Raw genomic sequence first — 1,936 nt, 5'->3', positions numbered from 1 at the left:
CTTGCGCGCCACGGTGGAGTGGCTTGCCAAGACCAGAACCGTGAAGATCACGGTGAATAATGGGTATACGATTCCGGAGGGGACGACTTTGGTAGATATCGACATTTATCCTAAAGATAACCCTGTGAAGGCAGAAATAAATATTGGCATCGATACAACTATTGAATTGGAATCACAGTTTAAAGAAGCCGAAACTATCTTAGCAAGTAAATTTGGGAGTTCTAAAGCCAAAGAAATTGTTGATTATGCACGTTTGAAGAAAACACGTGATGATGAAGTACCCGTAAAATACTGGATAGTTAATAATCAGACCATAAGAGTCATTTCTCCAGGTGGGTATTGGTCTGTAAATATTACGGTTTGGCAGCCAGGGGTGAAAATTTAATGCGAAAAATTAAACTTACTTTATTAATTGTCATTTGTTTTCTTCCAAATCTTGCATGGGGCCTAAACCCAAATTATATACCACCGCCTACTTATCCTAAAAACTTAGAAGCAGCCATGATAGATGATAATAACTATTTAGGGAGATCAGAATTTTTAACGATAAACAGAAAAAAAGATAAAAAAATAAATATTACGTTTTATACTGATAACACCCATATGTTGTTTTATGGGGAACCAACTGGGAAAGAAAACGGAGCTTATCGTTACTTAGGCGAAAACTATTATGGCGAATACATTACTAATCCTGACTTCCCGGACGACGAAAAAATGAAAGGATTAATCGAGGAGAAAGATTGGTTACCTTTACCCTGGATTAACGGAGAAGTTATACGTTCTTTAGAAAGAAGAAAAGAACCACCAATTTGCGAAAATAAACCTTATGATGGTGATCAGAAGTATTTAGCTAATATCGTGCAGGGTTTGCTTGATATACGTTCTCAGAATTTTCAAAATTCCACTTTCAAAGATTGGACTCAGTATGTCCATATTCTCCAGCCGCCCACTAATTCAGGCTGGGGAATGGGACGAATGTGGCACAAAAAAGCAGACGGTACAATATGGTACATTTCTGTTCCGTTGGCACCCAGATGTATCTTTGACCCCGTTGTTCCCAACCTTTATGTCAAGAGCATAGACCCCGGTACTCCGGTTGAAACAGATGAGGTGGGTAATGCTGTATATAAAGCGGAAATAGGCAAGAAGTACACTGCAACAGTTGTCTTCGGTACGGGAGAAATCCGGCGGGATTTGGATTTAGCGCTGCTCAGGCCCTTCGTGGCCGGCTTGCATGAAATTAATGGACAAGCATACAAAGGAAAGTTAAAGAAAATATCAGGGAACGGCCACATTTCCGAACCGGTGCCTGAGTATCCTGACCGTTTTACTGAGGCGAAAAGCCAAACCATCAGCTTTAATGCCGAAAACTCAGAAATTACAGCCACCTTTGAATGGACAGCCCAGAGAGGGACTACCCAACTCATAGCAGCTATTAACGACGGGCAATATGTGCCGCGGCACCATGAATTTGAATCAACGGCAGACGGCAAACCGGCTGACATGACTGATAATGTGAAGAAGGTTCCAATCAAAGTAGCACCGCCGCCCGACCTCTGTGTTAAAGAACTCAAACTTCATACCGTTCTTACCGAACCAGGCCAGGTTTATACCGGCACAGTAATTTATGCCTTAAAACCGGGCTACAGGGAAAAGGTAACCGCCAAACTGGGGCTGACCCATAACGGTTATTCTATTTCATCCACGGAAGGTAAAAAGCTGGATCAGTCCATAGTCGTATTTGACCCCCAAAAGCCGGAAACTATGATCCAAACCTTCTCCTTCAAATTCACCGGCCTTGCACTAGGTCACAACAGCGAAATTGTGGCCAAAATATGGCCCCAGGAACCCACTCTCAAAGACATCAACTGGCAGAATAACACCCGGCGGGTATTGATCAAATCCCATGTCACCGATATAGCCGTCACCAGTATAG

The 1,936-nt window shown here is 42.5% G+C and carries 1 protein-coding gene and 1 pseudogene; both read left to right on the top strand.

Annotation, left to right across the window (positions count from 1 at the left end; genetic code table 11):
- Positions 1–385: pseudogene (locus Tfer_RS15615) on the top strand (copper amine oxidase N-terminal domain-containing protein); the annotation flags it as partial.
- A partial coding sequence (locus tag Tfer_RS16775; RefSeq protein WP_427916573.1) for an Athe_2463 domain-containing protein occupies positions 385–1,936 on the top strand: 1,552 nt, incomplete at its 3' end. The pseudogene Tfer_RS15615 and the gene Tfer_RS16775, both read left to right, overlap by 1 nt.

The sequence above is a fragment of the Thermincola ferriacetica genome, assembly GCF_001263415.1.
GTDB lineage: Bacteria > Bacillota > Thermincolia > Thermincolales > Thermincolaceae > Thermincola > Thermincola ferriacetica.
Note: the sequence above shows the minus strand (reverse complement) of the source record. Positions and strands in the feature narration are given on the sequence as shown.